We start from the raw sequence: 14,018 nt of genomic DNA, 5'->3' as shown, positions 1-14,018 counted from the left end.
CGAGATTCGAAGACTTCCAATCTGAATGGAGACCGGCTTCTCGATCATCTTAGCGCGATAGGAGGTCGCGTTGAGGCGGCTTTAGGCGAAAGATTTCAGAAGGTACCGTAGGTTTTCTGGCTGTGCGGAAAGGCGGTAGCGCTCCCCCCGCTACCATGCGGCATTCGTCATAACGTCGCGGTTCACCGCCTTATCCAGCCTCCAAAGGGATGGTACCTTCCACGCGGTCCGCCAGCTCGGGGGCCAGCGCGCTCTGCGGCCAAGGCACGAGTAACGAGTGAAAAACTGCCTGGCGTTCAGCTGTCGGGTGGGGGCGCTGCATCCTCATGCTCGACTCTCGCCGTTTTGATGGCGGTCGTTACTCTAAGACCTTCGTACGAGTGCGGTGCCTTGGCGACCATTGAGCGAATTAGTGGCGCCAAGCTTCCCGGCCGTCAGCGTCGTACCAAGATACGGCCCAGCAATGCCGTGCTGTACTCGCCGGTGGCCCGCGCCAGATTTCTTGCGCTCGAGCTCGGCTGCCCCGTCGGAAAGTTGAAGGGCAGGCTGAGCGTCCAAGGCGCGATGAACCGGAATCCCCAGGAGTCGTCCTTTTGCGGCGGCTTTGAGATCGGTGCGAGTTCGATCTCCTCTGCCTTATGAGCGAAAGGCGAGGATAGCGCGACCTTGCCCTTGATGGGTTGAACGACCGCACCGCCAAGACCGTATTTCAGCATCGAGTAGATGAAATTGCCATCCGGCTGGACGCCGACCAGAGGCTGATCCAGTTTGTCGCGGAGTTGCTTGATGACGAGATAGCTGTCGATGCCACCGGGCACGCCGTCGCGCTCGAACCAGGTTCTTATGGTGCCGGATGAGCTTCGCATGGAGAAGGAGTCATTATCATCCTGGATTCGTGCGACCTGTTTGTTGAAGCCGTAAAAATTCTGGCCGATCAACGTGGCTGCCAGCGAGCTCACGAACAAATGCGGCATGTAGCTGAACAGGACGTTCTGCAATGAAGGTGCGTTCTTATGGATAACGTCGGGAATCAGCTGGGCGATTTCGAGGTAGTGCGCGCCGCCGAAGGGTAGTGGTCCTGGACGCACGTTGCGTTGCCGGGCAAAGATCAGGACGACATGATGCGGTGGCTCGGGAATAATCTCCGGTGTCCTTTCCGTCTTGCCCTCTGCATCGGACGACGCGCCGTGATGCGCTGTCTTGATCGTGCTGTGGGGCGCTGGAGGTTCGAGGAGTGTCAGCCCATCGGGTAGCATCTTCTCGAGTTCGCAGCGCGGCCGTTGTTGGACGACGCAAAACGCCTCGATTTCGCCGGTACCGGCGACGGCGTTAGTGGCAAGCTTGCGCAACAGGTCCAATGCCGGCAACAAGGCGGTTGGCAGCGAAACGTCGTTGAAGTCGTTGGCGTTTGGCATGGCAATATCTACTCCTGCAATTGCGGCTGCCGCGGCGCGGCCCGCCATGACCGATGCTTCAATACAACCCGCATTAATACCGGTACGAACCCAGTCGCCGGCGAGAAAGAGATTGTCGACCCCCGACTTGCCGGCCTCCATGCGTTTGAACACGCTGCCGGGAACCGATAGCACATATCGGTCCGAGGGATTGATGTTCACCCTCGGATATTGCGCGAAGAACCGCCTTCGAGTCGGGGGGGAATAAGCACGATAGTCGAAGAATCGCTCCCAACGAATGGCATGGCCGGGGCCTTCAATTCCGGGCCATAGGAAGTGAAGGTTGCTCTCGACCCAGTGCAGCATCCTTCGCCTTTGCCGCGCGAGCATCCTGGCCGGATAACTGTGTTTGCAGAACGGGGGCGGCGGATGCAGGGGATCGTCGACCAGGGAGCCAACGAAATATGCCAACCCCTTGGGAGGCGATTGAGGCCATTTTTCCAGTGGCAACATCAGGCTGAGGTCGGCCCAGGTGTCGAGCGGCAATACGAATCCCGAAAGAGCCGTTCGATCCTGCTTGCAACCGAGCTCTCGCATGCCGACGCTTGTCCATGCCTGAAAGGCTACCGTCGCCGTCGTCTTGATGGCATCGACCATCTCTCGCCAGCCGGGCGTGTGGCAGATCAGGTCGCTGCATATCGTGCAAAATGCGCCGATGCCGATGCCGAGCACGACATCGTCGAAATCCCTCCCTCGCAGCAGCTTTCGGGGAGGGGCGACGCCGGGCCACTTCGTCCACGCCGATTCCAGGTCTATTCTTTGGTCCCGCAGATCCCGTCCTTGGACCAGCTGACAGTAGTCTGGATGGGAAGGCCAGCTCGGGATTGTGCCGTCTGCGCCGATCCAGATCAGCGGATCGTAAGAATTGCCGGAGTGGGTGGTCGCCTGCACGGTGGTGTCGATGAACTCGATCGAAGCTTTGTCTTGAGACAGTCCGATGTGCTCGACCTTGGTAAAGAATTCGAATTTGACATGGCGTTTCGTGAGGACCTGGTAGAGCGGAGCGAACAGCAGCTCGCCCATGGTCGCCTTGAGAAGGTAGAAGAACGACCCGCGATATGTGAAGAGCAGCTTCAACAGGATGCGGGTGCCGGTGCCTGCCGCCACGTTCCTGCAGGGAATGACATTCCCGTATTCATGCGTGTGGCGGCTACCGAAGAACCCGAACACATAATCATAGCAGCCACGGATAATGGCGGAATCCAGCGTCGAATCCGAGCAACCGTTCGACCTCATCCAATCGGTCCACTCCTGATGGTCGATGCAGTCGAAGCCCTGCCACAGCACGCCGTCGCTCAACATGCCGATCGCGATCGTCAGAGCGACCTCCGCCACGATCTCGCGCGGGTCGCGAGACATCGCAGCTGATGGCGGCTTGTCGCAGAGCTGAGTCCGCGCATGCCTTAGTATCGTCTGTAGTTCGGCGGCGTCACTCGGGCTGACCGCCCTGGGATCCTGCGGCAGGATATCGATCTTCGCCCGCGCCGTTCTGAACGGACCGTCGGTTGTTCCGGCCGCCACGGCGGAGTGCTGGGTCCCCGCCGGCCATTGGTCGGTGAAACCAGCGATCGACTGGCTCTGCTGCACCGAGCATTCGAGCAGGGAGCGCAGAAAATCGACGAGCGAGACTGCGGGACGCGGTGTGCCGGGAATACCTTCATGGGGTGGAATGTCGATAGTCCATGAAGTCCAACCGGAATTGAACGGCTCCATGAGCACGGATCGATCGAGGCCCTCGAAGGCGTTCTCGCGTGATCCGAACGGCGGGCTGAGATCGAGATCGTTCATCGCGGCATAAAGCCGGTCGACCAGTTCGAATGCGTTATCGTAGAAACCGGTCCAGACATGAAGTCCGTGTTCTTCGGCGCGATATCCTTTTTCCTTGTCGCGGCCGACCGCTCCCTTGCCGCCAAGCCGCCAGCCGATCGTGTAGACGGTGATGTCGAACAGTTGATGCTGCGGATCTTGCTCCGTCAGCTCGAACGCCGCGCTGAGCGCCGCGACACCGCCTCCCAGGATTGCAATCTTTCTGAGCGCCATGCGGCCGATCCTCATTCAGCGGGGGCGGGCGCGCAGCTGCGCATAACATCACAGAGAGACACAAATTGTCGGGTAGCGTGAAGGAAACGCTCGCCGGGAATTTCGAGCTCTGCGCCGGTGATCGCGCGCGCCGCCTGCATTCCCGAGATCACGGCTGTTTCAACGCATTCGGTGTTGAAGCCGGTGTCGATCCAGGTTCCGGCGAGGTACAGGTGCTTGAAGCCGGATTCGTCGGTCTTCAGGCGCCAGGCGCTGGTGCCGGCCGCGGTCGCGACACAGCAGTCCCAGGGACTGATATTGGCTTTGACGTGCTGCGCCCTGATCCGGCGATAGCCGTGGCGATCCTGATCGTCGTAAAGCACGGTCCAGTCAAACGCACCATTCGTCATCACCTTCGGCCAGATGAATTTAGCCTTGTGCTCGAGCCAATCCAGCGTCTTGAGATAGGCGAGCAGATTTGCCATCTCCTGGGCATGCCGGCTTGTCTGCGGCGCTGCGTACAATTTCGAAGGGAAGACGTCACAGAGGTAGTGAAGCGAGTAGGGAGGAGGGGCGCGGCGCTCATACCGCAGGAGCTGGAACATGTCCGCCCAGATGTCGAGAGGATTGGGGCCTGACACCAGCGCGGGCTTTTGTCCGGACCAGCCGAGGTCGGCAAGCGAGCGCGTGCTCCAGAGCTGAACTGCGATGCTGGGCACCAGGCGAAGCTTTGCCGCCATATTCCAGAAGCCGGTGCTGTAGTTGTAAAGGTCGTCGAACGGCTCGTGCATTGCTTCAATGGCAGATAGGCCTGGTCCGGGCGGTCGCTCGACACTTTTGTTGCCCGTGAACTTCTTGAAAGCGCCGAGCGGTATCGCCAGGACGACATCGTCGAAATCGTCGACGCGTGTCTTTACGTCGGTGCCGACCCGCTCGTTGCACCAGAACGATTCAAAATCAACGCAGCCGTTCGGGGGCACGTCGAGGTGAAGCCAGTCGGGTTGGCTGCTCCAGCCGAACAGTCCATCGCCAATCGGCACGGTCCATTCATAGCCGGACTTCGGTATCGCCTGCACGTCAAAGTGCAGTGAATCGACAGATCGCCCATCCGACGAGACCCTGATGTCGGTCAGTTTGTGAAAGAACCGAAACTCGACGTCTCGCTGCTTGAGTATCTCGAACAGGGGAGCGACGATCACTTCGCCTGCACCGGCCTGCAGCTCCCACGCCACGGCTCCTTGATAGGTTCCGAGTGCTCGAAGCAGGACCTGGACTGCGGTTCCTGCGCCGTAGCTCGCGTTGGCGATGTCTCCGTCCGGATACTGAAACATCGTGTCGTAGAGCGCTCTTACCATTGGCGACTGCTTGACCAGTGAGGGCTCGGCGCCATGACGAACCAACCAGCGGCGAAAGTCCTCGCCGTCCATCTGCTGGATGGATCGTTGCTCAATCACGATGTCGTCGAAAATGCCGTCCACCAGCGGCCACGCTAGTCGCAAGGCCTGGTCGAACAAGTGACCGGCTGCGGTATTCGCAAAGGTCATATGACAACTGGCGCCGGCAGCGCCCTGAAGCACCCGGCGGACTAATTCCATGTCCGCGGGGCCAAACGAGATCATGTCTTCGTCGAGATGCAACAGCCATGCCGAGGCAATCTCCAGACAGGTTCTTGCCGTCACCACACCGAGTAGTCTTGAGGGGGGAAACCGCGGGTCGTCGCGCATTTTGATCGTTTCGATCGAAACTTCGTCGAGCTTGACGATCGGCGAGTCTGACCCGAGCGCATAGTCGTGGAAGTTGATCAACAGCCCTATCGCGTGCGACAGACAATTGGCGATGCTGAGGTCAGCCGGTTCTCTGCCGGGTATACCGACTTTCTTCGATGTCGGGAAGTTGACGTCATACACGGTCGGCTTGGCCCCATCGGGATCGCCGATCGGCGTGTAACCCTGTGGGAGAATCAAAGTGTTCAAATCGACTTTCGCTCCCTTCCGCGGCAAGTCTCGGTAAACTTCGGCCAACATCTGGAAAGCGTTCAGGTAGTGGCCGAACCAGATATGCAGGCCATGCTCGATGTTGCGGCCCTGCGCATCGCGCCCGCTGGCGCACTTGCCTCCGAGCCGCCATCCCAGCTGATAGACCGTGACGTGATATTGCTTGCGCAATTCCGATGTAAGGCTGAGCTGATAGGCGGCGGAAAGTCCCGCCATTCCGCCGCCCACGATGATGATGCGGCGCTGGCTCAAGCCTGTCTCCATTGCGACGACGGCGATGGATGGACACGTTTCAGTTCGGCGAGCTCCTTGGCGGCGCCGAGGCGTTCAAAGATGTCGGCCGCCTGCCGCAGGCGAGACTCACGCTCAGGATCGCTCGCGCTGGTCGCAAGGCCGATTCGATAGATCGCCTGCGCCTGCTCGCGGGGGGTTTGCAGCAGCTCGGCCACTTCGGCGGCGCGCTTCCAATTCTCGAGCGCCCGCGCCGGTCGACCGGTCAGGAAGCACAATCGGCCGTTCATTAACAGACTGTAGAGACGGCAGATCGGCGATGTTCGAGCGAGCCGGGAAAGCTCCCGGCACGCCAGCTTCGCCTGGCTTTGAATGTTCGAAGAGACCGCGCCGGAAGCTTGCTCCCAATGGCTCAGTAAGACATCGGCGATTCCTGCCGGCCCGAAGGCATATCCGCCCCACACAACGCCGCATTCGCGCAGGATTGGAAGTCCCCGTTCCGCAAGCTCAAGGGCGACCGCGGCCTCGCCGCGCTCGAGATAGCCGGCCGCGGCCACGCCCGTGCAAAGCAATTGTTCGGTGCGGATCAACCGCTGGCCTGCCAGCGCTTTCAGTTTGTCGAGGCATCCGGTATCGGCCCCGCCCCGGGTGATGTCGATCAATGCCCGTAAGGAAAGACTCCAAGCGCGGATCTGCGGCGGGGAATCGTCGGAGAGTTCCGCGAACAGCCTGGCAAGCCGCTCGTCGGCGAGCGAAATATATCCCCGCAACAGCGCGATGAAGATCAACATCGTCTCGCTGTTCTGCGCACGCTTTCGGTCTCCCAGGCGCTCGTAACAACGTCTTGCATGCTCGCCATGCGCCTCGGCATTATCCCATTCGGCGAGGCCATAAGAGAGAACGCCGAGCACGAGTCGGACCCGCGCGATCTCGGGCAGCGAGCCGTAACCTTCCGCAAGTTGGATCGCGCGCGCCGCGTAGCTGCGGCCGATCCCCACCATGCCGGACATCCCCATTCCGAGCGCCAGCGCGCTGTATCCTCGAATCGTCTCCGGGGTCGCGCCGCATTTCTCGGCCAGGTTCAACGACGCCAGGGTTCCGTTGAGCACGGCCAGCGAGTCATTCTGGTAGAAATACTGCTCCGACAGAAATTCGTGCATATGAGCGACGCGCTGCATGTCGGACCTGTCCTGCTCAGCCAGGGCCACTTGTTTCGACGAAGTATACCGTAACCTCAACTGGGTTGCGGCGTTGCGAACAAGCGCGCCGATTCGTTCGGTCTTGCTCGCCGGAAGACGATGACCAAGCAACTCCATCGCGCGGTGGTAGTGGTTGGCGGAGCTCTCGTAGTCCGACAATTCGTGACAAGCGTCACCGAGGATGACCTCCCAAGCCGCTTTGCGGCTGCGTCCGATCTGGATTGCTTCGCGCTGCGTGAGATCGAATAGCTTCTCCACGTAACGGATCGCTTCGCGATTTGCCGAGTTGTTGCGCGACTGTTGCGCCGCAAGCTCGAGGTAAGTGATCGCCCGCAACGGCTCGCCGCCAAGCTCGAGATGCCTTGCCAGGCGCGCATAATTCGGTTGCAGCTCCTCGGCGTGATGCTGCTCGATGAAGCCGGCAATCCGCCGATGGAGGGTTTTTCGCTGCGCAAAAGACAAGACATGATAGGCAACCTCCATCGTTATGGAGTGCCTAAACACAAAGGAAAGTGGCCGCGTCTCGCGATCGAGTTGCAGGAAGTCGAAGTCGATCAATCGGCGGATGCATTCCGCCTTGGTGGCAGCGGACAACTCCGGGACGATTTGATCCAGCAACTCGGAGGAGAAGGCGTCGCCGACCGCGCTGGCGGCCTTGAGCACCAGCTGGTCGTCGAGCGATAGCAGGTCGATCCGGCTGACGATTGCGCGTTCAACGCTGGTCGAGAGCGAGATACTGGAATCGGCGAGGCTCTGTTCATCGAACGAACATATCCCCCGCGTAACCTGAATCTTTCCAGTGTCCCTGAGCGCGAGCGCGAGCTCCTCGCTGAAGAACGGATTTCCACTGGCATGACCGTAGACATATCGCACCAGTTCCGGCGGAACCTCGGACGATCTCAGGCGCCGCTTCACCAGCAGCCGCACGTCGTCGCGCGACAGCCGGTCGAGCCGCAGCTGCAGCGATGAGGCGAGTTCGACGGCAAGACGCTGCTCTGCGATCGCTGTCGTCTGGGTCCGCTGAGTAACCACGATCAGGAAGTCCGAAAGCCGGCGCGCGACGGCGCCAAGCAGTTCGATCGAGGGGCCGTCGAACCAGTGGACGTCCTCCATCAGGAGGATGCGAACGCTCGATCGGCGAAGGATGAAGATCACGAGTTCTTCGATCGCGCTCGCGCGAGCCGAGCCGACGATCTGTTCGGTGAAGGCGAATTCGGAAAATCCCAGTGGAATGACTTCTTCGAGCAGCGGAAGCCAATTCAGCAGCGACTCGTTTTCGAGCAGCGCTTCCGACAATTCGCGTCGAACCCGCGGTCCGTCGCCCGGTCCTTCAAACTGCAAGATCTGCCGCAATACGGCGCGCCACACGAAATAGGGCGTCGATCTTTCGATCGCCGTGGCATTTGCAACCAGGACGGCGTGATTGTCGGCCTGCGCCGATCCGATGAAGTCTTCGAGTAGGCGCGATTTTCCGATGCCGGCTTCGCCTGCAATGAGGACGAGCTTACCGGTTCCTGTCTTCAGACCGTCGAGACAGCTCCTGAGCATCGCGGTTTCGCTGACGCGGTCGATGATGGTGCGCCGGGGTGGAGCATGGAAATCGTCGGTCACTGCCGCCGGACTGAACGCCAACATCGATGCGCCCGTCCCCTTGACCTGGAGATGTGGCAGCAGATTGAACACGATCCTGCGCCCGACGGCCTGGGCCGTCGTGGCGTCGCAGACGATGTCGCCCTGTGCGGCCTCGGCGAAATGCGCGGCCACATTGATCGCCTGCCCAAAAATCCCGAACGTCCTTTGATGGAGGCCGCCATAATTGCTGCAGAACAGGCGGCCGGTCGCCAGGCCGACAGAAATCGGAATGGCCTTCGCTTCCAGCTGGCGACGGAGGCGCAGACACGCCTCGACTGCCCTGAAGGGATCGTCTTCGTGGGCAAGCGGAGCCAATCCGAAGACGAGCGTAAGAGTCAAGCCCTTGTCGTCCATCAGGACCTGATGAACGGTTCCCTCGAGCCGTTCGGCGATTTGCTGGACGTCAACGACGAAGGCCTGCAGTCTCGTCAGGAAATCATCATCGAAATTGAAATCGGGGAGGCCGACCCGCGCCACTGTGAGCGTGCGAAACTCGCCGACCCAGTCGCTGGCATCGGCCTTGCCCGTGTGGCTTCCGAAGATAGTGCGGTCTATCGGTGCGACGGCATCGGGTGAGTTCATTCCAAGGAGCCGTGCCCCATAGGGCATGGGCTCGAGTTCGCACGAGCCCGTCAACAGCCGCGCGGCGTTTGCACACAACGCGATGTCGCCGATCGCGGCCTTCTGATAAGCGAGGCCGATGCGGTAAAAGGGTTCTCCGGCTGCAACATAGTGCCATTTGTCCTGCCAGCCGCCGAGCCTGCAGAAGAACACTTCGCCGGTTTCCACCGCCGTGCGCGCACTGATTGCTTCTCGGCCCGGCCCGGCGGTCATGGCCTGTCGCAGCGCAAGGCCGCAGCGCACGGCCTGCGCGGTAGCGACGGCAGCGTCCGGATCGACCCAAATCGCGAGAATGGCGTCACCGGCGAAAGCGACGATGTCGCCTCCCTCGGAATCAATCACGTCGGCCAGTATCGCAAAGCAATCGTTGATGAAGTAGGTAAGGCTTTCAGCGCCGTCGCCGGCAGCGCGGTCGGTCTTCGCTGTGAAGCCGGCAATGTCGATAAGCAGCACTGCCGCGGTCCGGGCGTCCGCGCGGGGGTTGTTTGACCACTCTTGAGACCGGAGGCGTGCATTCACCCATTTTGGCGTGTGGGCGGCTTGCTCCCTCGCGACAGCTCCGGCAGGCATTGCAGGACCTCGGCTCAATGGAGCCGGAATGGAACCCTGTCTTGGAGAGAAAATCAACAAACCTGCGGTTCTCGGACCGCCGGAGACCGTCAGCGGTCTTGTCCAATGTCTAAAATGCCTTTTATCACTTCGGCCGCATCCGGGCTGTGGGGTGGTTCACAATGATCGTCAAACTTCGGGTCCGTTCGTGATCGGAAAGAGCGCGACCACAGGCGATGACTTTGTCACTCACACGCATGTCGACGTGCACATGAAGGGCTGGCCGAGCCGTGCGCATGACGCGGCGCGAACGCGCGCCAAAGGACGGTGACTGGCTCTCTCGGCTTTCGACACCTTGCTTTCGTTCCAGTCTTCATGAGGCTGCGCCTTCTGAACAAGCTCGACTTCCAAATTGAGGCTCAACCTATTGAAAACACTGGGCCGGGAAATGACGGGGCGATCCCGGCAGGAGGGATATCCCAAGCAAATTCAATGGCATGGACTTGATAACCCCGCCAATGCCGCCATTGCCTAGCGTTTTCGTTGCGGTGGCTACCGTGTTCGTCGCTGAAAGGGATATCAGCGCGAACAAAACGGATTAGCCGTTCTGCCCGTCGCGGGGTGCTGCCCGACTGCAGGGATTGGATGGTTTTCAGTGCTGTGGGTTGACCAGGATCGGCTTACTGGTCGGGACGGCTAGCCCGTGTCCGTGGGCCGTTCGAACGTCTCGATACTTGCCGAGATTTGCGGAAATCTCCCTTGCGACGGGCGACCGTGAAGGTCACCGACGCTCCCCGACCTCTCCCGACTGGCGGGTCGCAGGCGATACATTCTCGAACCGGTGCGCTTGCCAGCCTATGCTCAAGCCGAGCTGTGCTGCCGCCATCACCGCAGCCCGGGCCAAGATCCCACCGTAGGTGGAGTAGGCTAGCCGCGACGTTCAGCCGCTTCGTGTCTGCGACCCAACCCACCGCCACAACCGCAAGCGAGGCTTCAGCATCCAACCGGGCTCCATTCTTCGTAAAGACCACGCGCACGCCAGCGGGTGTCTTCGCGAACGCCTCGATGGTGCCGAAACTCTCGTATCCTGAGCGTTATGGTGTCATTTGTCGCTGCCTCGCAGCTCATGCCGATGCTTGCGATTTTGTTGAATTGAGAGAAGCGATGCCGTCACCCGCAACGTCGACAATCGAGCGTCTGCGTTGTGAAATTCAACCTGAGGTTAGTTAGCCCTCCGGACATGGCCGAAGACTCCTTCGCCTTTGTTTTGACGGACAGGCGTGTGACGAATGCTGCCAAGAGAGTAGCGAAGCTCCGGCCGGCAATCCCGGTATGCATCGAGGTGAGCAATGAGTTCATTCGAGGCTTTCCCGTCAGCTCTGCACGACCGCCACTTGGGGGAGGTGTCGTGTGAGATGGCTGCCCACCGCGCCAGGCGGGGAGATCCAATCTCGCAACGCAAGCGGACGTCGATTCGACCGGTCTGGTTATGCATCCTGGCGCTGGCGGTGGCCGCGTTCGGCTGCGGCGCCCTTCACGCCCAAGCTGCCGCGGCCCGTGACAGGGAATTAGTCGTGGCGACCAAGCAGGCCCCTCCATTTGCCATCAAGCAGCCGGATGGGAGTTGGAGCGGTATGAGCATCGCGCTCTGGAAAAGGATCGCCGATCAGGCACACCTACGTTTTCGCCTGGTCGAAACCCAGAGCGTGCCGGATTTGCTGGACGGCGTCGCAAACGGCAGATTCGATGTTGGCGTCGCGGCGGTTACAGTGACTGCCGAGCGTGCGCGCAAAGTCGATTTTACGCAGCCGTTCTACAACACCGGGCTCGGCGTTGCGGTGCCGGTCAACGAAAACCCCTGGGTCGCGATCGGGCGGGCGCTTCTCTCTTTCGGATTCTTCCAGGCCGTCGCGGTGCTGCTTGGTTTCGCAATGGCGGTCGGATTCCTGATCTGGATGCTGGAACGGCGCAAAACGGAGCACTTCGGTGGCGGCGCCAAGGGACTCGGCTCCAGCTTCTGGTGGTCGACCATCGCCATGACGCAAGCCGGGGCCGCTCAGAATGCGCCGACAACACTCCCCGGCAGGATCGTGGCAATGGGATGGATGATCGCTTCCGTGATCGCGATTGCGGTGTTCACCGCCGGTATCACCTCCACCCTTACGCGCAGAGGGCTCGAGGGCGCCGTTCACGGCTTCAACGACCTGCGTTCCGTGCGCGTCGGCGCGGTCGCGAACTCCGCGACGACCGACTACCTCGCTCGTCAGCGGCTTTCGTTTCGAACGTTTCCGGACATCCAAGGCGGCCTCTCCGCGCTGGGGCGTGGGACAATCGATGCCTTTGTTCATGACAAGCCGTTGCTGACCTGGATGGTTCGCAGCGACTTCTCGGCCTCGGCTCGCGTCGTCGATACCAGCTTCAGCAGCGAGAGCTATGCGATCGTACTGCCCAAAGACAGCGCCTTGCGGCCGATGCTCGATCTCGCCGTACTCGATCAAATCGAAGGTGATTGGTGGCAGCAGACGGTGTTCGAGACGCTTGGAAACGCTCAATCTCGCTGACGATACCGTGCGAGGAGCCCGGTCCGTTCAGTGCTGTCAGGGCCTCATCGTTGCAGGGGAACCGACAAAGTTCCGAACATCGGCCTCGCGAGCGATGCAAACCGTCAATAGCCCTGTGCGTATGCGCGAGTTGCTGTTCCACCAAATCAGCTTCAAGCTTGGTTCATCCTCGGCGTGGCGGCTTGGCGCATTTTCTAACATGGCCCCCAAACCACGTGCGTGAGTTGCCGTTGCCGAGGAACTGCTCCAGCGCGCCTTGTCCGTAGGCCGAGTTCGATCCATCGGCCAACTACGCGGGCCAATCATTCCCATCTGAGCGGCCTTCCTATTGGCGCGGTCTCAACCTGTTGTCGGCAACTGTGCTGGCGCGAGTGCGTTCCATGCTTCTGCGAGATGTTCTTCGGTGCCGCGACCGGCGCCACCGGGCACGCAACGTGAGCGTGATTTCCCAACCGTCGCGTCCGTGCCTGACCAGCATTGTCGACTATCGCGGCCGGCTGCCCACACGCTTTCATTCGTGCAGCACCAGAGTTGATTCTCTTCTCTGCCAGAGCGACTGGCATTTTCGACATCATCCTGACCGCAGATCAGGCCGCCCCAACCGGCGATGGTCTCGAAAAGGAGGCGGCGTTATACGCGCGTGCACATCAGTGCGCAGCGCAGTTCCACGAAGCGAGGTTGAAAAAAAGCGCAATGGGTTTGTGCGTCGATCAATCTCTGCAATAGGGCATCAAGCACTTGAACGCAGCAGCCGTCGAGTGGCTTGCAAGTTGAAATAGGAGACCGGGTTGCAAACACATTTTTCGCGCATCAATCAGTCCAAGGCCGTCTTCGATGATATTTATGCCCTGGATGATCCCAGGGCATATTTCTCTGTCCTCGGAGATTTGGATTACATGATCCCGGACGTGGCTGAGCCGGTTGTGCGCCAAATTCTGGCAGCGAAGGTTTCAGAAACCGGCGCTAAGCCGACCGTACTTGATGTTGGCTGTTCATACGGAATCAACGCAGCGGTGCATCGGTTTCCACTGACTTTCGGGGGCTTGCGCCATCGCTACGCCCGACGCGAGATGAGGGCGATCGGTTCTGAGACATTGGTGCGCCTCGATCGCAATTTTTATTCGGCTTGGCCGGATGTCGGTCTCGCGCGATTTATCGGTCTCGATGTATCGGCGCCGGCGATAAGGTATGCGACGGGTGTAGGTCTGCTTGAGCAGGGCATTGTCGCAGATCTTGAAACGGAGGCGCTCTCGGCGGGCAGCGCGCATCTTGTCCGATCCGCGGATGTCATCATGTCGACTGGGTGTATCGGCTACGTCACCGAGAAGACGTTCAGCAAGATTCTCGATGCGACGGAGAAGCGTCCATGGATCATTTCGTTCGTGCTACGAATGTTCCCGTTCGAATCTCTAGCCGCGACGTTCGCGAAGCGTGGTCTTGTGACAGAGCGTCTTGCCGGCGCGACTTTTATCCAGCGTCGTTTTCGCGATGCTGAGGAGTTTGAAAGTTGCTTGGCAAGCCTGGCGGCTCTTGGCATCGATGCTACCGGTCTTGAGTCGGAAGGGCTGTTTCACGCCGATCTGATGTTGTCCCGGCCTGAGGCGGATGCGCGCGCCGCTCCCCTGGAAGACATTGTCACTGTTGCCAGCGGCAGGGGGCGTCCGATCGGACCCCGTTATGTCCATGTTGAGGGCGACGACGGCCTGCAGGTCGCGTTGGAGCCGTGACGGTTCGCCTTCCGAAGATGGGCGTGGTGTG

General features: G+C 60.4%; 5 protein-coding genes. 2 read left to right on the top strand and 3 right to left on the bottom strand.

Annotated elements, in window-relative coordinates:
• Window positions 1-434: 434 nt before the first annotated feature.
• The 3 genes from ACVMDN_RS30260 to ACVMDN_RS30250 are packed head-to-tail and all read right to left on the bottom strand — an operon-like array spanning window position 435 to window position 9,603.
• The gene (locus ACVMDN_RS30260; RefSeq protein WP_253638744.1) at window positions 435-3,494 is read right to left on the bottom strand and encodes an NAD(P)-binding protein; all 3,060 of its coding nucleotides are present in this window, start codon (window positions 3,492-3,494) and stop codon (window positions 435-437) included.
• A gap of 11 nt (window positions 3,495-3,505) precedes the next feature.
• Complete coding sequence (locus ACVMDN_RS30255) at window positions 3,506-5,719, bottom strand: NAD(P)-binding protein (RefSeq protein WP_253638745.1); 2,214 nt, start codon at window positions 5,717-5,719, stop codon at window positions 3,506-3,508.
• Entirely contained in the window at window positions 5,716-9,603 is a 3,888-nt protein-coding gene (locus tag ACVMDN_RS30250) for an AAA family ATPase (protein WP_253638746.1), read from the bottom strand. The genes ACVMDN_RS30255 and ACVMDN_RS30250 overlap by 4 nt, the downstream gene beginning before the upstream one ends.
• A 1,445-nt stretch (window positions 9,604-11,048) precedes the next feature.
• On the opposite strand from ACVMDN_RS30250, the gene ACVMDN_RS30245 reads away from it, so the two are divergent.
• Together ACVMDN_RS30245 and ACVMDN_RS30240 are read left to right on the top strand one after the other, a co-directional pair.
• The gene (locus ACVMDN_RS30245) at window positions 11,049-12,260 is read left to right on the top strand and encodes a transporter substrate-binding domain-containing protein (RefSeq protein ID WP_253638747.1); all 1,212 of its coding nucleotides are present in this window, start codon (window positions 11,049-11,051) and stop codon (window positions 12,258-12,260) included.
• A 788-nt stretch (window positions 12,261-13,048) separates the two neighbouring features.
• Window positions 13,049-13,987, top strand: coding sequence for a class I SAM-dependent methyltransferase (locus ACVMDN_RS30240; protein WP_253638748.1), 939 nt, complete (start codon window positions 13,049-13,051; stop codon window positions 13,985-13,987).
• Window positions 13,988-14,018 lie beyond the last annotated feature (31 nt).

The sequence above is a fragment of the Bradyrhizobium sp. USDA 4510 genome, from assembly GCF_054059095.1.
Note: the sequence above shows the minus strand (reverse complement) of the source record. Positions and strands in the feature narration are given on the sequence as shown.